At 65.3% G+C, this 18882-nt stretch carries 18 protein-coding genes; 15 read left to right on the top strand and 3 right to left on the bottom strand.

Features of this window, described 5'->3' with window-relative positions; all coding sequences use genetic code 11:
* The first annotated feature begins 563 nt into the window (after positions 1–563).
* The 8 genes from AC1DT6_RS07035 to msrQ all read left to right on the top strand — a co-directional run bounded on the left by AC1DT6_RS07035 (position 564) and on the right by msrQ (position 8727).
* Positions 564–1223 (top strand): c-type cytochrome, encoded by a 660-nt coding sequence (locus tag AC1DT6_RS07035; protein ID WP_035870737.1) that lies wholly within the window; start codon positions 564–566, stop codon positions 1221–1223.
* Positions 1224–1380: 157 nt separating this feature from the next.
* Positions 1381–3585, top strand: coding sequence for a cytochrome c biogenesis protein ResB (locus tag AC1DT6_RS07030; protein WP_441632719.1), 2205 nt, complete (start codon positions 1381–1383; stop codon positions 3583–3585).
* 62 nt (positions 3586–3647) lie between these two features.
* Positions 3648–4823 (top strand): c-type cytochrome biogenesis protein CcsB, encoded by a 1176-nt coding sequence (gene ccsB, locus AC1DT6_RS07025; RefSeq protein ID WP_477102481.1) that lies wholly within the window; start codon positions 3648–3650, stop codon positions 4821–4823.
* Positions 4824–4974: 151 nt separating this feature from the next.
* Positions 4975–5418, top strand: a complete 444-nt coding sequence (locus AC1DT6_RS07020; RefSeq protein ID WP_035870803.1) for a COG4315 family predicted lipoprotein — start codon at positions 4975–4977, stop codon at positions 5416–5418.
* Positions 5419–5442: 24 nt separating this feature from the next.
* On the top strand, positions 5443–5988 hold the full coding sequence (locus AC1DT6_RS07015) for an RNA polymerase sigma factor (RefSeq protein WP_441632717.1): 546 nt from the start codon (positions 5443–5445) through the stop codon (positions 5986–5988).
* On the top strand, positions 5985–6809 hold the full coding sequence (locus AC1DT6_RS07010; protein WP_441632715.1) for an anti-sigma factor family protein: 825 nt from the start codon (positions 5985–5987) through the stop codon (positions 6807–6809). The genes AC1DT6_RS07015 and AC1DT6_RS07010 overlap by 4 nt, the downstream gene beginning before the upstream one ends.
* Before the next feature lie 206 nt (positions 6810–7015).
* The gene (gene msrP / locus AC1DT6_RS07005; RefSeq protein WP_441632713.1) at positions 7016–8017 is read left to right on the top strand and encodes a protein-methionine-sulfoxide reductase catalytic subunit MsrP; all 1002 of its coding nucleotides are present in this window, start codon (positions 7016–7018) and stop codon (positions 8015–8017) included.
* Positions 8017–8727, top strand: coding sequence for a protein-methionine-sulfoxide reductase heme-binding subunit MsrQ (gene msrQ, locus AC1DT6_RS07000; RefSeq protein ID WP_441632711.1), 711 nt, complete (start codon positions 8017–8019; stop codon positions 8725–8727). The genes msrP and msrQ overlap by 1 nt, the downstream gene beginning before the upstream one ends.
* Before the next feature lie 162 nt (positions 8728–8889).
* Here msrQ and lysA read toward each other — a convergent pair whose 3' ends face one another.
* A complete protein-coding gene (gene lysA / locus AC1DT6_RS06995; protein ID WP_441632709.1) occupies positions 8890–10158 on the bottom strand; it encodes a diaminopimelate decarboxylase in 1269 nt (422 codons plus the stop codon).
* Between the two features lie 2 nt (positions 10159–10160).
* Positions 10161–10412, bottom strand: a complete 252-nt coding sequence (gene lptM / locus AC1DT6_RS06990) for an LPS translocon maturation chaperone LptM (protein WP_441632707.1) — start codon at positions 10410–10412, stop codon at positions 10161–10163.
* Between the two features lie 196 nt (positions 10413–10608).
* Here lptM and cyaY point away from each other — a divergent pair, with 196 nt between their 5' ends.
* Positions 10609–10944, top strand: a complete 336-nt coding sequence (cyaY, locus tag AC1DT6_RS06985) for an iron donor protein CyaY (protein ID WP_035870721.1) — start codon at positions 10609–10611, stop codon at positions 10942–10944.
* Between the two features lie 73 nt (positions 10945–11017).
* Here cyaY and AC1DT6_RS06980 read toward each other — a convergent pair whose 3' ends face one another.
* Entirely contained in the window at positions 11018–13390 is a 2373-nt protein-coding gene (locus AC1DT6_RS06980) for a penicillin-binding protein 1A (protein ID WP_477102478.1), read from the bottom strand.
* 120 nt (positions 13391–13510) lie between these two features.
* Here AC1DT6_RS06980 and AC1DT6_RS06975 point away from each other — a divergent pair, with 120 nt between their 5' ends.
* The 6 genes from AC1DT6_RS06975 to AC1DT6_RS06950 all read left to right on the top strand — a co-directional run bounded on the left by AC1DT6_RS06975 (position 13511) and on the right by AC1DT6_RS06950 (position 18879).
* A complete protein-coding gene (locus AC1DT6_RS06975) occupies positions 13511–13690 on the top strand; it encodes a hypothetical protein (protein ID WP_152561905.1) in 180 nt (59 codons plus the stop codon).
* A 72-nt stretch (positions 13691–13762) separates the two neighbouring features.
* Positions 13763–14833, top strand: coding sequence for a type IV pilus assembly protein PilM (gene pilM, locus AC1DT6_RS06970; protein WP_477114572.1), 1071 nt, complete (start codon positions 13763–13765; stop codon positions 14831–14833).
* 17 nt (positions 14834–14850) lie between these two features.
* A complete protein-coding gene (locus AC1DT6_RS06965; protein ID WP_441632701.1) occupies positions 14851–15495 on the top strand; it encodes a PilN domain-containing protein in 645 nt (214 codons plus the stop codon).
* A 2-nt stretch (positions 15496–15497) separates the two neighbouring features.
* Entirely contained in the window at positions 15498–16178 is a 681-nt protein-coding gene (locus AC1DT6_RS06960) for a type IV pilus inner membrane component PilO (protein WP_441632699.1), read from the top strand.
* Entirely contained in the window at positions 16178–16708 is a 531-nt protein-coding gene (locus AC1DT6_RS06955; RefSeq protein ID WP_441632752.1) for a pilus assembly protein PilP, read from the top strand. Before AC1DT6_RS06960 ends, AC1DT6_RS06955 begins: the two co-directional genes overlap by 1 nt.
* Complete coding sequence (locus tag AC1DT6_RS06950; protein WP_477102477.1) at positions 16705–18879, top strand: type IV pilus secretin PilQ; 2175 nt, start codon at positions 16705–16707, stop codon at positions 18877–18879. Before AC1DT6_RS06955 ends, AC1DT6_RS06950 begins: the two co-directional genes overlap by 4 nt.
* Positions 18880–18882: the final 3 nt, after the last annotated feature.

The raw sequence follows: 18882 nt of genomic DNA, 5'->3' as shown, positions 1-18882 counted from the left end.
CGTGGGCGATGGGGCGGGTGGGGGCGGGGCGCCGCCTTGCATTTGGCGGGTCCGCCGGCGTCACCACGCCGATGTGAGTGAGGTGGGCGGCACATGCTGCCGCCTGGATGGCCGGGGCTGGCGTCTGGCCGCGTCGCGGCGCGCACATCCTCTATCCGGCACACGATTTATTGTACAATAACGCGGTTAACGGCCTCCCGATTAGGTGACGCGCGGCATCCTTGGCCTTGCGTTTATCTGAGCAGGAAGCTCTGCGTGTCCGTTCCATCGTGGTAGCAAGCCTGTCGGTCTGGTCTGTTGCAGCGCCTGCATGGCGCAGCGGCAAGGGGGCCAGCCGGGGGGCTGGGTCTGCTACGGGGATATTCGCACGGTCTGCCGCTCTCGTTCGCATGGGGGCGGTGCCATTCGGCTCTCGCCTGGGCGTTTTTGGCTTCAGCGGGGCTGGCGGTCCGTCGTGGTGAATTTCCGATGTCAAAGTACCAGCCCATGCGCGTCCTCACCGCGGGCAAGGTGCTGAACGGCGTGCCCCATGGATTTCAAAACAATTCAGACAAGGTGTGCGAATGAACCGCATTGCGAAACTTCTGGCTGTCGTGGCGCTGGCTCTGCCGGCCACTGCCATGACCGGTCTGGCATCTGCCGCAGAGCAGGCCGCCGCAAAGGCTGATCCGGCCAAGGGCGAAACCCTCTACACGCAAGGTGCCCCCGATCGCAATGTCCCGGCTTGCCTGAGTTGCCACGGCGCCAACGGCAACAGTGGCGGCGCCGCCAATCCGAAGCTGGCCGCCCAGCATCCGGAGTACGTGCACAAGCAGCTCGACGACTTCAAGGCCAAGACCCGCAGCAACGCCATCATGTCGCCCTACGCGGCAGCCTTGTCCGAGCAGGAAATGAAGGACGTCGGCGCCTACCTGGCCAAGCAGAGCCTGAAGCCTGCCACCGCCAAGAGCAAGGACACCATCGAAGCCGGCCAGAAGATCTACCGTGGTGGCATCGCCGCCAAGGGTGTGCCCGCTTGCGCGGCCTGCCACGGCCCCACCGCCGCCGGCATCCCGGCCCAGTACCCGCGCATCGGCGGACAATGGTCCGAATACACCGAGGCGCAACTGGTCGCGTTCCGCCAGGGCACCCGCAAGAACAATCCCGTGATGACCACCATTGCCGCCAAGATGTCGGATGCCGAGATCAAGGCCGTGGCCGACTACGTCGCAGGGATTCGCTAAGTCGTTCAGCGCCGGGTAGCCGGAGCGCCCACGCGGGCCTCGCCGTTGCGAGGTGGACCGCAGGGGTGCAACCAGGCAGCACGGCAACAATCGAAGAGGGTGGCCTGCGCAAGCATGTCCACCCTTTTTCATTTCAAGGCCGAGGGCCCCACTGCACATGTCGACCGCTTCCACGTCAGGACTGCACCTGAAGACTTCTCACCGCTTGCTGCGCGACGCGGTGGAACTGCTGTCCTCGATGCGTTTCGCCATCGCGTTGCTGACGGTCATCGCGATCGCCAGCGTGATCGGCACGGTCCTCAAGCAGAACGAGCCCTATCCCAACTACGTCAACCAGTTCGGCCCATTCTGGGCTGACCTGTTCCACACGCTGTCGCTGCAGAAGGTTTACGGCTCCTGGTGGTTCCTGCTGATCCTGGCCTTCCTGGTGGTCTCCACCTCACTGTGCCTGACGCGCAACGCGCCCAAGATGATCAAGGATATGCGTTCGTGGAAGGACCACGTGCGCGAGCGCAGCCTGCGCGCCTTCCATCACCGCGCCGAGTTCGATGCAGGCCGCCCGCGCGCCGATGCGGTGACGCGGCTCACTGCGCTGCTGGCCAATCGCGGTTATCGCATCAAGACCGTGCCCCATGACGGCGCCACCTTGCTGGCGGCCAAGGCGGGCGCGGCCAACAAGCTGGGCTACATCCTGGCGCACACCGCCATCGTGGTGATCTGCATCGGTGGCCTGCTCGACGGCGACATGCTGATCCGTGCCCAGATGTGGTTTGGCGGCAAGAGTCCGATTACCGGCAACGCCGTGATCAGCGACATTCCGCCGCAGCACCGCTTGTCGGTCAACAATCCCGGTTTTCGCGGCAATGCCTTCGTGCCCGAAGGCGCGACCGTCTCCACTGCCATCCTGAATATCTCGGACGGTGCGCTGGTGCAGGATCTGCCGTTCAATATCACGCTGAAGAAATTTACCGTCGAGCATTACTCGACCGGCATGCCCAAGCTGTTCGCCTCCGATGTGGTCATCACCGACCGCACCACTGGCCGCAAGACCGAAGCCACTGTCAAGGTCAACGAACCGCTGGTGGTGGACGGCATTGCCATCTACCAGTCGAGTTTCGAGGACGGCGGCTCCAAGCTGAAGTTCGTCGGCTACCCGATGCAGGGCGGCAATGACAAGACCTTCGCCTTCGCCGGTACGGTGGGCGCCAACTCGCCGCTGACCGGCACGGGCAGCGCCGCCGACGCCGAGGGACTGACGGTCGAGTTCAGCGATTTCCGCCTGATGAATATCGAGAACGTCACCGACGCGTCGGGCAAGCCCGATGCCCGCGGCGTGGCGCGCAAATCGCTCAACGAGAAGCTGGAATCCCACCTGGGCTCGGCGGTCAATCCTGATCGCGCGAAGGAACTGCGCAACGTGGGTCCGTCGGTGCAGTACAAGCTGCGCGACCGCAACGGGCAGGCGCGCGAGTTCAACAACTACATGGTGCCCGTGCAGCTCGATGGGCAGTCGGTCTTCCTTGCCGGCATGCGCGATTCGCCCAGCGAGCCGTTCCGTTACCTGCGCATCCCGGCCGACGAGCAGAACAGCGTAGCCGACTGGATGCGCCTGCGCGCCGCGCTGCAGGACCGCGCGCTGCGGGTCGAAGCGGCACGCCGCTTTGCCCTGGCCTCGATGCCGGGCGAGGATCGCGAGGTGTTGCGCGGCCAGCTTGCCGAGAGCGCCCTGCGCGCGCTTGATCTCTTCGCTGGCGCCGCACGAAGCAATCCGCAAGCGCCGCCTGGCGGCTTCACGGCAATCGCCGCCTTCCTGGAAAAGTCCGTGCCGCCGGCCGAGCAGCAGAAGGCCGCCGACGTGCTGCTGAAGATCCTCAACGGCTCGATGTGGGAACTCTGGCAACTGGCACGCGCGCAGGACAAGCTGCCGGTGGTGCCGAATAGTGCTCAGAGCGGCGCTTTCTTGCAGCAGGCCATCAATGCGCTATCCGACAGTTTCTTCTACACCGCGCCGGTCTTCCTGCAGCTCGACGACTTCACCGAGGTGAAGGCCAGCGTGTTCCAGATGACCCGTGCACCAGGGAAGAACATCGTGTATCTTGGCTGTCTGCTGCTGGTGCTGGGCGTGTTCTCGATGTTCTACATCCGCGAGCGCCGCGTCTGGCTGTGGGTCCGGGACCCTGCCGGCGGATCGGCCGGAAGCGAGGGCGGCGGTGCTGCCAGCCATGTGCTGATGGCCATGTCCACGCAGCGGCGTACACTGGATTTCGAGAAGGAATTTGTCGCTCTGCGCGACGATGTAGGCCGGGCCGCCGGTAATCTCGACACGGCCGGCAAGGGCACGCCGGACCCGGCCACGCATTGAACGCGGCCGGCAATTAAGCAGGAACCAATATGTCCTCGAATGTGAATCAGGCCAGGCCGCCCATGCAGGCGAGCCCGGCTCCAGCCGGTGGCGCCGGCGGTGCGGAGCAGGCCTACCTGGAGCCGTCGTTCCTTCGCCGGCTGGGCTGGGTCGACTGGGTCTTTGCCTTGCTGCTGGCAGCGGGCGCGGGCTTCGCACTGGCACGCTACGGCGAGTGGATGAATGTCTACGACAAAGGCGTGCTGATTGCAGCGGTGCCCACCTTTGCGTTGCTGGGATGGCACTGGAAGCCGGTGCGGTTGCTGATGGTGCTGCTGGCGGTGCTGTCGCTGTTCGCGATCCAGCTCTACCAGGGCCAGCTGCCGCGCGCCGAGCAGGCCTTCTTCCTCAAGTACTTCCTGTCCAGCCAGTCGGCCATCCTGTGGATGAGCGCGCTGGTGTTCCTGTCCACCCTGTTCTATTGGGGCGGCCTGCTGACGCGCTCGGAGACCGGGCTGCAGATCGGCAGCAAGATGGCGTGGGCGGCAGTGGTGCTGGGCTTCACCGGCATGCTGGTGCGCTGGTACGAGTCCTACCTGATCGGCGCCGACATCGGCCACATTCCTATCTCGAACCTGTACGAAGTGTTTGTACTGTTCACGCTGATCACTTCTTTGTTCTACCTCTACTACGAAGGCCGCTACCAGACGCGCGCGCTTGGGCCGTTCGTGATGCTGGTGGTGTCGGCGGCGGTCGGTTTCCTGCTGTGGTACACGGTCAGCCGCGATGCGAGCGAGATCCAGCCGCTGGTCCCAGCGTTGCAGAGCTGGTGGATGAAGATCCATGTGCCGGCCAATTTCATAGGCTACGGCACTTTCGCCCTGGCCGCGATGGTCTCGGTGGCTTACCTGTGCAAGGAGCGTGGCATCCTGGCCGAGCGCCTGCCCTCGCTCGAAGTGCTCGATGATGTGATGTACAAGGCGATTGCAGTGGGCTTCGCCTTCTTCACCATCGCCACCATCCTGGGCGCGCTTTGGGCGGCGGAAGCGTGGGGCGGCTACTGGAGCTGGGACCCGAAGGAAACCTGGGCGCTGATTGTCTGGCTCAACTATGCGGCCTGGTTGCACATGCGCCTGATGAAGGGTTTGCGCGGCACCATGGCGGCCTGGTGGGCGTTGGTGGGTTTGCTGGTCACGACCTTCGCCTTCCTGGGCGTCAACATGTTCCTCTCGGGCCTGCATAGTTACGGCGAACTCTGATCCGGATGTTGCGCCGCAATAAGAAAAACCTGCCCCGTCGGTCCGACGCGGCAGGTTTTTTTTCGTCCAGATGGAATAAAGCCGTCACATCCGGTGTTTACTGAAGGGACGGTGCCGGCTGGCGGCGCCGCATCGCATGGAGATCGACATCATGGCCCTTTCCCGTCCCTTCGCAGCCGCTTCTCTCGCATCGCTGTCCCGTCCCGCTGTTCTCGCGCTGGCGTCTGCCGCAGTGCTGCTGTCTGCCTGTTCTGGCATGGGCGGCATGGGTGGCAGCAGTGCGGGCAATATGCCGCCCACGGTGAAAGTCGCCGGCGGCGCGCTGACCGATCCCCAGGGCCTGACGCTCTACACCTTTGACCGTGATGCGGGTGGCAAGAGCGCCTGCAACGGTCCCTGCGCCACCAACTGGCCGCCCCTGATGGCGGCGCCCGGCACCAGCCCCACGGGGGACTACAGCGTCATCACTCGTGACGACGGCGCCAAGCAGTGGGCCTATCGCGGCAAGCCGCTCTATCGTTTCGCCAAGGATGCCAAACCGGGTGACCGCATGGGCGATAACTTCAACAACGTCTGGCACGTGGCCGCTCCCTGATCCGGGCGCGGGCAGCCTGACGGCATGGACGGCTTCGACCGCCAGCTGGTCGCGCTGGCGCCGCGCCTGCGGCGCCACGCCCGTGGCCTGACCGGGGATGCGGCATTGGCCGACGACCTGGTGCAGGACACGCTGGAACGCGCGCTGCGCTACCGCTGGCGCTTCCGGCTGCGCGCCGGCGCCTGGTGGGGCGACGGCGCGGATGGCCTGCTGTCCTGGCTGCTGACCATGATGCACCGGCTGCGCATCAATGCGTACCGGCGTGCCGATCTTGTGACCTTCACCGACACGCTTCCCGACGTACCCAGTGCTGCGCCAGAGCCCGCCTTGCGCCTGGACCTGGTACGGGCGCTGGCTCGCTTGCCCGAAGCCCAGCGCGCGGTCATGCTGCTGGTCGGCCTGGAGCAACTCACCTATGCCGAGGCGGCGCAGGTGCTGGAGGTGCCGGTGGGCACGGTGATGTCCCGCCTGGCACGCGCCCGTGAGCAGATGCGCCTGCTGATGGACGGAGCGTCCGAGGCGAACCCGCAGGCCTCCGGCCGGGCGGCCGGACTGCAGCGAGTCAAATGATGTCCCCAGTCAACGAAGCCGATCTCCACGCCTATGCCGATGGCCAGCTGGATCCCGCCCGCCGTGCCGAGGTGGAGGCGTACCTGGCCGCCTATCCCGATGCCGGAGAGAAGGTCGGTAGCTGGCGGCGGCAGGCAAGTGAACTGCATGCTGCGTTCGACGGCGTGCTCAATGAGCCTGTACCGCTGAATGCACTTCCGTCCCGGCTGCGCGACGGCGCCGCTGACCGGGTGCGCGGCAAGGCGGGGTGGGGCATGGCACTGGCGGCCAGCATGGCTTCGCTGGCTCTGGGCGGCGCGATCGGCTGGTTCGCGCATGGGCGCACGGACACCCTGGCGGCGCGCGTCCCCTCGGTGGAGCGCTTCGCGCGCGAAGCGCTGGCCAGTCATGTGGTATACGCACCTGAAGTGCGCCATCCGGTCGAGGTGGCCGCTACCGATGAAGCCCATCTGGTGGCCTGGTTGTCAAAGCGGCTCGGCGCGCCCTTGCGGGTCCCCGATCTGCGCACCCAGGGATTCCACCTGATTGGCGGGCGCCTGGGCGTCGCCGAGGGCGGCCCATCGGCCATCCTGATGTATGAGACCGACGATGGAACCCGATTGTCGCTGCAGTTACGGCACATGGCACGGGATACGCCGGACACCGGCTTCCGGCTCGAGCGGATGGGCACGGGACCGGGAGATCGTCCGGCCGCCGCCGCCGGCACCATGGCTTTCTATTGGGTGGACCGGGATATCGGCTTCGCGCTGGCCGGACCGCTTGAGCGGGCGCCATTGCTGGCGCTGGCGCAGTCAGTCTACCGGCAATACCAAGGCGGCTGAGGCCGCCAGCCATGCTGTGCAGTCCGGCCGGCCCCCTGCCTGACAAAGGCCCCGGGTGCAGGCGTGGCGCCCTGGCAAAAAAAGATGTCAGGATTCGCGTGCGCCATCCGACTCAAGCCGGAGTCCAATCGTGCACGCGGGGCTGCCAAGGGCCAGGCACGAACGGCGGATCGATTTTTACCCATGGCATGCAACGAGGAACAACGATGCTGATTCCCTCTCCCAAGTGGCTGCGCGGCGACGATATTGCCGCCAGCGAGATCACCCCGCGCGGTGTGTTCGAGTCGCGTCGCCGGCTCTTGGCCATGGCGGCCGCGGGGGCTGCCGGGAGCATGCCGGCCCCGTGGTTCGCGCGCGATGCGCTGGCCCAGGCCCCGCGCGGCCAGAAGCTGCCGGCCGCGCCCAACAATGCCTACGTAGTGACGGAAAAGCGCACGCCGTACGAGGACGTCACCACGTACAACAACTACTACGAGTTCGGCACCGACAAGTCGGACCCCGCGCGCAACGCCGGTACGCTGCGCACGCGTCCATGGCAGGTTGCCGTCGAAGGCCTGGTGAAGAAGCCCAAGGTCTACGATATCGACGAGCTGGTGCGCCTGATGCCGATGGAAGAGCGGGTCTACCGGCTGCGCTGCGTAGAAGGCTGGTCGATGGTGATTCCCTGGAGCGGCTATTCCCTGGCCGAACTGATTCGTCGCGTTGAGCCGCAAGCCGGCGCGAAGTACGTGGAATTCGTCACGCTCAACGACAAGAAGCAGATGCCTGGCGTCAGCGCCCGCGTGCTGGAATGGCCTTACACCGAGGGCCTGCGCATGGACGAGGCGATGCATCCGCTGACCTTGCTGGCCTTTGGCCTCTACGGCGAGGTGCTGCCCAACCAGAACGGTGCGCCGGTGCGCGTGGTGGTCCCCTGGAAATATGGTTTCAAAAGTGCCAAGTCCATCGTCAGGATCCGCTTTGTCGACAAGCAGCCCAGCACCAGCTGGAACCTGGCTGCGGCACAGGAGTACGGTTTCTATTCCAATGTCAATCCGGACGTGGATCATCCCCGCTGGAGCCAGGCCACGGAGCGCCGCATCGGCGAAGACAAGGGCGGCGGCTTTGGCGCGTTGTTCGCGCCCAAGCGCAAGACGCTGCCTTTCAACGGCTATGGCCAGCAAGTGGCGTCGCTGTACCAGGGCATGGACCTGAGGAAGTTCTTCTGATGGCCCCACAGGATCTCTCGCCGCCGCGCCCGGGCGCACCGGCCGCCGGCGCACGCCCGGCACGGGCGAGCGGGCAGCCTGGTCTCGCGACGCTCACGCCAGGGCGTGTGCGCACGGTCAAGCTGGCCGTGTGGCTGCTTGCCATGCTGCCGTTCCTGCGCTTGCTGTACCTCGGCTTTACCGATCAGTTCGGCGCCAATCCGCTGGAGTTCGTCACGCGCTCGACCGGTACCTGGACCCTGGTGATGCTGTGCGTCACGCTGGCGGTCACGCCGCTGCGCCGTTTCACCGGCTGGAACTGGCTGATTCGCTTGCGGCGCATGCTCGGGCTGTTCGCCTTCTTCTACGCACTGCAGCATTTCCTGCTGTGGCTTGGCGTGGACCGTGGCTTCGATGTCGCGTACATGGTCAAGGACATCGCCAAGCGGCCGTTCATCACGGTGGGTTTCGCCGCCTTCGTGCTGATGATTCCGCTGGCGGCAACCTCAGCCAATGCCATGGTCAAGCGCCTGGGCGGGAAGCGGTGGCAATGGCTGCACCGTTCCGTGTACGCCGTCGCCGTGCTGGCCATCATGCACTACTGGTGGCACAAGGCCGGCAAGCATGATTTCGGCACGGTCTCGATCTACGCCGCGGTGGTGTTCGGACTGCTGGCGATGCGTGCCTGGTGGTGGTGGCGCAAGCCCGGGGCACAGCAGCCAGGGCGCTGAGGGCGCGTCAGAGATGGAGCGTGATCTCGCGCGCGGCCGGATGGCGTGGCGGCACGGCTTTGGGCAGCCTGCTGCCGTTGGCATAGCGATAGTCGATCCGCGCCGCGCCCGCGCCGCCCGCCCAGGATCAGGACGCTCCCGGGCACGGGGCTGGGCAGGCGCTTAGCCTTGCAGCAGGCGCTCGTCGCGGAACAGGTCTTCCACGCGCTCGCGGCCGCGCACCAGGTGCACGTCGTCGCCGTCGACCATCACTTCGGCCGCGCGCGGGCGGGTGTTGTAGTTGGAGCTCATGACAAAGCCATAGGCGCCGGCCGACATCACCGCGAGCAGGTCGCCCGGCTGCACCGCCAGCGCGCGATCGCGGCCAAGCCAGTCGCCGGATTCGCACACGGGGCCCACCACGTCGTAGGTCAGGGCCGCGGCTTGCGCCGTCTCGCGCAGTTGCACGGGTTCGATGCGGTGATAGGCCTCGTACATGGCGGGGCGGGCCAGGTCGTTCATGGCCGCATCGACGATGCAGAAGTTCTTGGCGGCGCCCGGCTTGAGGAACTCGACCTGGGTCAGCAGCACGCCGGCGTTGCCCACCAGCGAGCGGCCCGGCTCGAACAGCACCTCGCGATGGCCATGGCCGCGCTCGGCCACGCGGTCCAGCAACGTGCGGGCAAAGCCGGTAATGTCAGGCGGCGTTTCATCGTCATAGGTGATGCCAAGACCGCCGCCCACGTCGATGTGCTCGAGCTTGATGCCTTCGCGTTCGAGCGCTTCCACCACGTCCAGCACCTTGTCCAGCGCTTCCAGGTAGGGCGCCACCTCGGTGATCTGCGAGCCGATATGGCAGTCGATACCCGCCACTTCCAGGTGGGGCAGCGCCGCGGCGGCGCGGTAGGTGGGCAGCACGTCCTCGAACGCCACGCCAAACTTGTTGCCCTTCAGCCCGGTGGAGATATATGGATGCGTCTTGGCATCCACATCCGGATTGATGCGCAGCGATACGCGCGCGCGCTTGCCCAGCCGGCCGGCCACGGCATTGAGGCGGTCCAGCTCGGGGATCGACTCGACATTGAACGACAGCACATCGTGCGTCAGCGCCAGTTCCATCTCGGCAGCGGTCTTGCCGACCCCCGAGAACACCACCTTGCGCGGATCTCCGCCCACTGCCAGCACGCGCTGCAGCTCGCCACCGGAGACGATGTCGAAGCCAGCGCCGAGCCTGGCGAAAACCTGCAGCACGGCCAGGTTCGAGTTGGCCTTCATGGCGTATTGCACGCGCGCGCGGCGCCCCTGGCACGCCGCGGCGTAGGCCTGGTAGGCGGCGGTCAGCGCGGCGCGCGAGTAGACATAGGTGGGGGTGCCGTATTCGGCGGCGATGCGCGCGAGCGGCACGTGCTCGACGGCTAGCACGCCGTCGTGGCGATGGAAGAAGGCGTTCATGGTTATTTGGCGGTGGGGGTGGCGGCTGGCACTGCAACCGGTGCCGTGGCGGACGCCGCTGCCGGTGCGGTGCCCTGGATGGCCGCCGGATTCGGGACAGCCGGATTGGCCAGGCCGGGATCCGGTACGCCGGGCTGGGCCGGTGCGGGAGGCTGCTTGGGCATTGTCAGCGGGCCGCGGATGCCACATCCGGACAACAGGGGCATCGCAAGGCTGGCGGCAATCACCGATACAATCGCAACACGACGCAACATCGGGTCGTCCTTACTTAAAGAGTCTAAGAGGCTAAGAGTCCAACGAGACGTCCAGAGTCGTCCCGGACGGTCCCGGGCAGTCCCTGAAGCAGGGGCGGCGGGACCAACGGAAATACGAAGTACTTTTTCAATACGCTACTGGCCGAATGCCGCGGAATGCTGCAAATGACGCTGGCCGGCGGCCTTGGAGTTTAGCATGCCCCCCATGAGTGAAAGTGAGTTCCTGGCGCTGGCCCAGCAGGAGCTGGACCGGCTGGAGAGCGCGGTGGAAACCGCCGCCGACGCGGCCGACGCCGATATCGAGATCAACCGTGCCGGCAACCTCATCGAGCTCGAGTTCGAGGACGGTTCCAAGATCATCGTCAACAGCCAGGCGCCGATGCAGGAACTGTGGGTGGCCGCGCGCGCGGGCGGATTCCATTTCCGCCACGATGGCCAGCGCTGGATCGATACGCGCGGCGGCGGCGAACTGTATGCGGCACTGTCTGGCTACGTGAGCCAGCAGGCCGGGATAGCCCTGACGCTGGCCTGAGCGCGGCGCCCAGGCACGAAAAAGCCGGCTTGAGGGCCGGCTTTTTYGTTGGCGAAGCCTCCCACGACGGGGATCAGCCGCCGCCAAACATTTCCAGAATGCGCTTCTTCTCGGCCTCGGTATCGGCCGGCGATTGCGTGCTCTCGTCCGGTTTGCCCGGCCACGGATCGCCCAGGCCAACCGAAGCCACGCCGGCGCCGCCCGCGTTTTCCTCGAAGGTCCAGTCGCCGCCGACGGTGATCACGCCTTCCGGGGGCTGGCGCTCGGGCATTTCGGGCACGCCCTTCAGCATCTTGCCCATGTAGCCCACCCAGATTGGCAGCGCGAGGCCACCGCCGGTCTCGCGCACACCCAGGCTCTTGGGCTGGTCGTAGCCCATCCAGGCGATGGCCACCAGCTTGGGCGTGTAGCCGGCGAACCAGGCGTCGACGGCGTCGTTGGTGGTGCCGGTCTTGCCGGCCAGGTCGTTGCGGCCCAGGCGCTGCTTGGCGCTGTTGGCCGTGCCGCTGCGCACTACCTCACGCAGCATGGTGTCGGCGATAAAGGCGGTGCGGGCATCCAGCACGCGTACCGCATCCGCGCCAGCGCGCTGGGGCTTGGTTTCGGAGAGCACATTGCCGCGCGCATCGACCACCTTCTGGATCAGATAGGGATTGACGCGGTAGCCGCCGTTGGCAAAGACCGAGTAGGCGCCAGCCATCTGCAGCGGGGTGACGCTGCCGGCGCCCAGCGCCATCGGCAGGTAAGCCGGGTGCTTGTCGGCGTCAAAGCCAAAGCGCGTGATGTAGTCTTGGGCGTACTGGGTGCCGATGGCGCGCAGGATGCGCACCGACACCAGGTTCTTGGACTTGGCCAGCGCGCGGCGCATGGTCATCGGGCCTTCGAACTTGCCGTCGTAGTTCTTCGGCTCCCACACCTGGCCGCCGTTGTCGCTGATCGAGAGCGGCGCGTCGTTGATCACGGTGGCGGGCGAGAATCCTTTTTCCAGTGCCGCCGAGTAGATGAACGGCTTGAAGCTCGATCCCGGCTGGCGCCAGGCTTGCGTCACATGGTTGAACTTGTTGCGGTTGAAATCGAAGCCGCCGACCATCGAGCGGATCTCGCCGTCTTCCGGATTGAGCGAGATAAAGGCCGCGGATACTTCAGGCAACTGCGTGACCGTCCACGCGCCTTTCTCGTCCTGCGTCACGCGGATGATCGCGCCCGGCCGGATCTTGGCCTTGGGCTGCGCGTTGGCCGCGAGCGACGGCGCGATGAATCGCAGCGCCTGGCCTTCGATGGTAGCGACTTCGCCCGACAGCAGCGTGGCCTGCACCTGCTTGGCGGTCACGCTGGTGACCACGGCCGAGCGCAGGTCGTCGCTGCCGGGGTGCTCCAGCAGTGCGTCGTCGATGGCCTGCTCGCGCTCGTCCGCGCTGGCGGGCAGGTCGATGAACGCCTCAGGCCCGCGGTAGCCGTGGCGGCGCTCGTAATTCATGATGCCCGAGCGCACGGCCTCATAGGCGGCGTCCTGGTCGGTCTTGTTGAGCGTGGTGTAGACGGTCAGGCCGCGGGTGTAGGTTTCCTCGCGGTATTGCGCATACATAAGCTGGCGCACGATTTCGGCGACGTACTCGGCATGCGTGGAGAACTCATTGCCTTCGCCGCGCACCTTCAGTTCTTCGTGGATAGCCTGGTCGTACTGCTCGGGTGTGAGGTAGCGCAGGTCGCGCATGCGCTGCAGGATGTATTCCTGGCGTACCTTGGCGCGCTTCGGGTTGACCACCGGGTTGTAGGCCGAGGGCGCCTTGGGCAGGCCGGCCAGCATGGCGGCCTCGGCCGGCGTCACGTCCTTGATCGACTTGCCGAAATACACACGTGCCGCGCTGGCGAAGCCATAGGCGCGCTGCCCCAGGTAGATCTGGTTCATGTAGAGCTCGAGGATCTGGTCCTTCGAGAGGTTGGCCTCGATCTTGTAGGCCAGCAGCATTTCATACAGCTTGCGRGTGTAGGTCTTCTCGCTGGAGAGGAAGAAGTTGCGCGCCACCTGCATGGTGATCGTGGACGCACCCTGCGACAGCCCGCCGCGCAGGTTGGCGAGCCCCGCGCGTAGCACGCCGACGAAGTCGACCCCGCCGTGTTCGTAGAACCGGTCATCCTCGATGGCCAGCACCGCCTTCTTCATCACATCGGGTATTTCGGTAATCGGCACGAAATTGCGCCGTTCCTCGCCGAATTCGCCAATCAGCACGTTATCCGCGGTATAGATCCGCAACGGAATCTTCGGCCGGTAGTCAGTGATGGTATCCAGCGATGGCAGGTTGGGCGCGGCCACCAGCAGCGCATATCCCACCAGCAGCGCCACCGCCACGATCCCGGCCACCAGCAGGCCCAGAGCCCAAAAGGTCAGCCGCATCCAGATCGGACGCCGGGCGGGTAGGGCAGGCTTTTGTTGTGCTGTGGCCATAAGGGAAATACCTAGTTAGAGGTGCCGGGATTATATCTCCCGGGATCCGCGGGGCCCGGCGCGTTGTGGCGTGCGCGCCGCTATCGCGCTGTTACAAGATGTAATGGGATTGAGATCTGCATGAAACGAAAAGATGAGCGGATCGGGGGAGGGGCAGGGCTACCGTGGGATTTTGGCAACGCTTTGCAAGGGGCGCTCATTAAAAGCAATCGTGGTCAAACCGGCACATTGCCAGCGCCCCGATTTTTGGTGAGAATCCACCAACCAAAAGAGCAAAACGTTTCATCCAAGAAACAATAAAGACTCGCCAAATTAGAGCAACCAAGCCAAGGCGAGTTCAACGGTCAGGGGGTCACCTTGCGGCGAGGTATCTTGTCGGGGTTGTTGCGCCGTACGACGGTCGGCGTGGACATCGGGTCGTCCAGCGTGAAGGTAGTCGAGCTGTCGGTAGGCAGCGGCAAGAACGACTATCGGCTGGAAAAATGCGCCAGCGAACTGCTGGATCGCAATGCCGTTGCCGATGGCAACGTGGTCAATATCGAAGCGGTGGGCRTCGCCCTCAAGCGTGCACTCGGCAAGGCCGGGATTCGCACGAAAGAGGTCGTGCTGGGAGTGCCGTCGATGCTGACCGAATCGCAGACCGTCAGCCTGCCGGACAACCTGTCCGAGGATGAGCTTTACGTCCAGGTGGAATCCGAGGCGCATCGCCTCTATCCGCCGTCGCAGGCCGTCAATTTCGATTTTGCCGTGATCGGCCCCAGCGAAACCGAGGGGGGCATTGGCGTGCGCGTTACCGCCGCCAACAGCGATCGCGTGCAGGAACGCGTCACCGCGGCCGAAATGGCCGGGCTGAAGCCGCACGTGATGGACGTCGAGGAATACGCGGTACAGCGCTCCGTGGTGCAGATGCTGGGCGTATCGGCCGACATCAGCGCGACCGATGCCAAGGAGTTGCCCGTGGTGGCGGTGATCCACCTTGGCGGCAGCCGCTCCAAGGCGATCTTCTACCAAGGCTGGAAAGAACTCTACGAGCAATCGCTCAACAGCTACGGCGACCAGCTCACCCAGAGCGCCGCGCGCATGTTCACGCTGGACGCGCTCAAGGCCGAGATCAAGAAGCGCAAGAACACGTTGCCGGAATCCTGGCGTACCCAGCTGCTCGGTCCCTCCCTGGAGGCGCTGGCGGCGGAGGTGCATGGGGCCGTGCGCAACTTCCTGTCTGCTTCGAGCATCGGCCGGGTCGACGAGATCCTGCTCTCGGGCGGCCACGCCTCGCTGGTCGGCGTGCAGGCGGCCATCGAGCAACAGACCGAGATCACCACCACGCTGGCCAACCCGTTCGCGAACATGATGACAGCCGGAAAGGTCAACGAGCGCTATCTGCAGCGCGACCTGCCGGCCTATATCGTGAGCGCCGGGCTTGCGCTGCGCGGCCTGCAGTAAGCGAGCGAGGAAGCCGCATGCCTACCAATACGATCCCGACAGTCAATCTGCTGCCTTACCACGAAGCCCGCAAGGCATCGCGGCGCAAGAAGGTCTACACCCTGTTGGGCGGGGCCGCCGGCGCCGGCGCGCTGGTGGTGCTGCTGGGCGGCATGTACATCGATCACCGCATCGATGCCGTTGCCAGCTTGAACCAGGTGCTCACCGCCGAGAACAGCCGCATGGACGGGCAGATCCGAGAGGTCAATACGCTGCGCAAGGACATCGAAGGCCTGCTGCAGCGGCAGAAGGCCATCGAAGGCCTGCAGAACGAGCGCAACCGTCCCGTGCAACTGCTGGAGGAACTGGTGCGGCAGGTACCCGAAGGCGTCTACCTGACCACGCTCAAGCAGACCGGCGAGTCGTTCACCGTGAGCGGCGTCGCGCAGTCGAACGAGCGCGTCTCGGAGCTGCTGCGCAACCTCAGCCAGGTGCAGTGGCTGGACAAGGCCGAACTGGTCGAATCCAAGGCCGTGATGATGACCAATAATCTGCGTGAGCAGCGCCGCCTGTTCGATTTCTCGATGCGTTTCGCCTACCGTGCGGCTGAAGTGCCGGACGACGGCAAGAAGGGCAAATCCGGGCCGGCGGCCGCAAGCGCCGTCGTTGGCGGAAAGGGCTGACCATGGCACGTGATATCGAAATCTCGATGGCCACGCTGAACGACCTCGGCGCGCAGTTCCGTGGCCTCAACCTCAATGAGCCGGAAACCTGGCCAACCGCCCCGCGCCTGCTGTTCGCCGTGCTGGCGGCGGTGCTGGTGCTGGTGCTGGGCTGGCAGTTCTACTGGAGCGGCAAGCTCGACGACCTCGATCGCAAACATATCGAGCAGGACAGCCTGAAGCAGTCCTACCTGAGCAAGGTGGCGCAGGTGGCCAACCTGGACGCGCTGCGCAAGCAGAAGGCGGAAGTGGAGCAGCGCGTGGCCCTGGTCGAGCGCCAGTTGCCCAACAAGACGGAGATGGATGCACTGCTGGCCGACGTCAATCACGCCGGCGTGGCGCGTGGCCTGCAGTTCGAGCTGTTCAAGCCGCAGGCCGCCGTGATGAAGCCCTACTTTGCCGAGATCCCGGTCAACCTGAAAGTCACCGGGCGCTATCACGACGTGGCGCAGTTCAATGCCGACGTGGCTGCGCTTTCCCGCATCGTGTCAATGCAAGGGTTGCAGTTCACTACCGGCAAGGATGGTGGCCTGGCGATGGAAGCCGTGGCGATGGCCTATCGCGCGCTTGATCCCGATGAACAGGCGGCACAGCGCAAGGCGGAAGCCGCGGCGGCCAAGACGGCTGCGGGAGTGAAGAAATGATGCCTGTGATCCAGGCCCCGGGCCTGCGTGCCTGCGCTTGCGCGCTGATTGGCGCCGCGTTGCTGGCGGCCTGCGGCGGCAGCGAGGAAGACAGCCTGCGCCAGTGGATGGCGCAAGCCCAGGCGGCCAAGGTGCCGCCGCCGGCCCCGTTGCCCGAGCCCAAGCCCTATGCGCCGCGCGAGTACGCGGCGCGCAGCGCGCCTGAGCCGTTTGCCCAGAACAAGATCGGCGACCTTAACCGTGTGCTGTCCGAATCGCCGGAGTCCGGGCGGCGGCGAGAGCCGCTGGAGGATTACCCGCTGGAGAACTTCAAGATGCTGGGCGCCATGAAGAAGAGCGGCGAGACCTACGGCGTCGTGCAGGTAGATAACAAGATCCACCACGTCAAGGTGGGTCAGTATCTCGGCCAGAACTACGGCCGGGTGGTCCGCATCAGCGATCAGGAGATCGTGTTGCGCGAATTGGTCCGGGAAGGGGTAGCCGAGTGGAAAGAGAAAATCACCAGCCTGAAGCTGGAGGGGTCGGCATGATCATCGGTCGTTGGTACCGCGCGCTTGCTGGCGCCGCGGTGATGGTGCTGGTATTGGGCGCGCCGGCTGCGCAGGCGCAATCGACAACGGGCAATGCGGTCAAGCGCGTCGATGCCACGACGGTGGGCGAGCAGACTGTCTTCACAGTCGAGCTGCAGGGGCCGCCATCGCAGAAGCCGGCCGACTTCACTACGCAGAACCCGCCCAAGCTCGCCATCGATTTCATCGATACCGGCTTTGCGGCCGGACGGGCCCAGTACGACCTCGGCGGCAAGTTGCTCAAGAGCGCCAACGTGGTGCAGATCGGCGACCGCACCCGCGTCGTCCTCGACCTGACCCGCGTGGCGACCTATCGTACCGAAGTGCGCGGCAACCTGTTCGTGGTGATGCTCGACAACGTTGCCCAGACGGCACGGGCGGCGGTGCCGACGTTCGCCCCAAGTTCGGCGCAAGCGCCGCTGGCGCCGTCGAACCGGTCGACCGTGCGCAATATCGACTTCCGCCGTGGCCAGGATGGCGCGGGCAGGATCGTGGTGGACCTGTCGTCGCGGGATTCCGGCATCAATATCGCGCAGCAGGGCCAGAACGTCGTGGTCGATTTCCTCAATACGACATTGCCCGACAGCCTGCGGCGGCGCTATGACGTGACCGACTTCGGCACCCCCGTGCAGGGCATGCGGGCGAGCGAAAACAGCGGCAACACCCGCCTCACCATCGAGCCGCGCGGAAACTGGGAATACAGTTCCTACCAGACCGATACGCAGTTCGTGGTGGAGGTGCGCCCGGTCAAGGAAGATCCGGCCAAGCTGATCAGCGGCGCGGGCTTCCGCGGCGACCGGCTCTCSCTGAACTTCCAGAACATCGACATCCGCTCGCTGCTGCAGGTGTTTGCCGATTTCACCAACCTCAACATCATCACCAGCGAAAGCGTGCAGGGCAATCTGACGCTGCGCCTGAAGGATGTGCCGTGGGACCAGGCGCTGCAGATTGTGCTCGACGCCAAGGGCTTGGCCTCGCGCCGCAATGGCAATGTGCTGCTGGTTGCGCCCAAGGCGGAGCTGGCCACCAAGGAAAAACTCGAGCTCGAATCGCAGCAGCAGATCAACGACCTCGAGCCGATCCGCAGCCAGGTGTTCCAGCTCAACTACCAGCGCGCCGAGGACGTGCGGCGCATGCTGCTCGGGCTGGCCGCGGGCGGCGTCGGTGGCGGGGCGCTGGGCGGCGCGGGTGCGATCGGCGGGGTGGGTGGAGTGGGCGGCGCGGCGGCCAGCAACACGCGCATGCTGTCCAAGCGCGGCTCGCTGACAGCCGATCCCCGTACCAACCAGCTATTCGTGTCAGATATCGCGACCAAGCTGGAAGAGGTGCAGAGCTTCCTCGGCAAGATCGACATTCCGGTGCGCCAGGTGATCATCGAGGCGCGCATCGTCGAGGCCAATGACACTTTCAGCCGCAACCTGGGCGTCAGGCTGGGCTTTGCCTCCAAGACGGCTGGCGCCGGCTACGGCAACAACTACACCAATGTGGTCAGCCCGATCACGAACCCGCTCACGGGTGGCACCTGGGATAGCAGCCCGGCACTGAGCCTGCCGGCCGCAGCGATCAACGGCGTCAATCCGGGCTCGGTCGCGGTCAGCTTGTTCAGCAACACGGCCGGCCGTTTCCTGGCGCTGGAGCTGTCGGCGCTTGAGGCCGACGGGCGGGGCAAGATCATTTCCAGCCCGCGCGTGGTCACCGCCAACAATATCAAGGCACTGATCGAGCAAGGCACGGAACTGCCCTACCAGGCCGCCACTTCCAGCGGCGCCACCTCGGTGCAGTTCCGCAAAGCCAACCTGAAGCTGGAAGTGACGCCGCAGATCACGCCGGAAGGCAATGTCCTGCTGGACGTCGACGTCAACAAGGACAGCGTGGGTATCCAGACCACGTCGGGCTTCGCCATCGACACCAAGCACGTGCAGACGCAGGTGCTGGTCGAGAACGGCGGCACCGTGGTGATCGGCGGCATTTACAGCCAGACCGAGTCCAACAATGTGAACAAGGTGCCCCTGCTGGGCGACATCCCGATACTCGGCAACTTCTTCAAGGACAATGCCAAGGTCAATAACCGGACCGAGTTGCTGGTGTTCCTGACGCCGCGCGTGCTGAACGACAGCATGTCGCTGAAATAGCCC

This window comes from Cupriavidus sp. 01L45 (assembly GCF_056399885.1).
This window is presented reverse-complemented; position numbering and strand designations above follow the sequence as displayed.

Bases quoted from the DNA above. Each gene is read 5' to 3' on its own strand.
- AC1DT6_RS07035 (WP_035870737.1), top strand. From the start codon at position 564: ATGAACCGCATTGCGAAACTTCTGGCTGTCGTGGCGCTGGCTCTGCCG.
- AC1DT6_RS07030 (WP_441632719.1), top strand. From the start codon at position 1,381: ATGTCGACCGCTTCCACGTCAGGACTGCACCTGAAGACTTCTCACCGC.
- ccsB (WP_477102481.1), top strand. From the start codon at position 3,648: ATGCAGGCGAGCCCGGCTCCAGCCGGTGGCGCCGGCGGTGCGGAGCAG.
- AC1DT6_RS07020 (WP_035870803.1), top strand. From the start codon at position 4,975: ATGGCCCTTTCCCGTCCCTTCGCAGCCGCTTCTCTCGCATCGCTGTCC.
- AC1DT6_RS07015 (WP_441632717.1), top strand. From the start codon at position 5,443: ATGGACGGCTTCGACCGCCAGCTGGTCGCGCTGGCGCCGCGCCTGCGG.
- AC1DT6_RS07010 (WP_441632715.1), top strand. From the start codon at position 5,985: ATGATGTCCCCAGTCAACGAAGCCGATCTCCACGCCTATGCCGATGGC.
- msrP (WP_441632713.1), top strand. From the start codon at position 7,016: ATGCTGATTCCCTCTCCCAAGTGGCTGCGCGGCGACGATATTGCCGCC.
- msrQ (WP_441632711.1), top strand. From the start codon at position 8,017: ATGGCCCCACAGGATCTCTCGCCGCCGCGCCCGGGCGCACCGGCCGCC.
- lysA (WP_441632709.1), bottom strand. From the start codon at position 10,158: ATGAACGCCTTCTTCCATCGCCACGACGGCGTGCTAGCCGTCGAGCAC.
- lptM (WP_441632707.1), bottom strand. From the start codon at position 10,412: ATGTTGCGTCGTGTTGCGATTGTATCGGTGATTGCCGCCAGCCTTGCG.
- cyaY (WP_035870721.1), top strand. From the start codon at position 10,609: ATGCCCCCCATGAGTGAAAGTGAGTTCCTGGCGCTGGCCCAGCAGGAG.
- AC1DT6_RS06975 (WP_152561905.1), top strand. From the start codon at position 13,511: ATGAAACGAAAAGATGAGCGGATCGGGGGAGGGGCAGGGCTACCGTGG.
- AC1DT6_RS06965 (WP_441632701.1), top strand. From the start codon at position 14,851: ATGCCTACCAATACGATCCCGACAGTCAATCTGCTGCCTTACCACGAA.
- AC1DT6_RS06960 (WP_441632699.1), top strand. From the start codon at position 15,498: ATGGCACGTGATATCGAAATCTCGATGGCCACGCTGAACGACCTCGGC.
- AC1DT6_RS06955 (WP_441632752.1), top strand. From the start codon at position 16,178: ATGCCTGTGATCCAGGCCCCGGGCCTGCGTGCCTGCGCTTGCGCGCTG.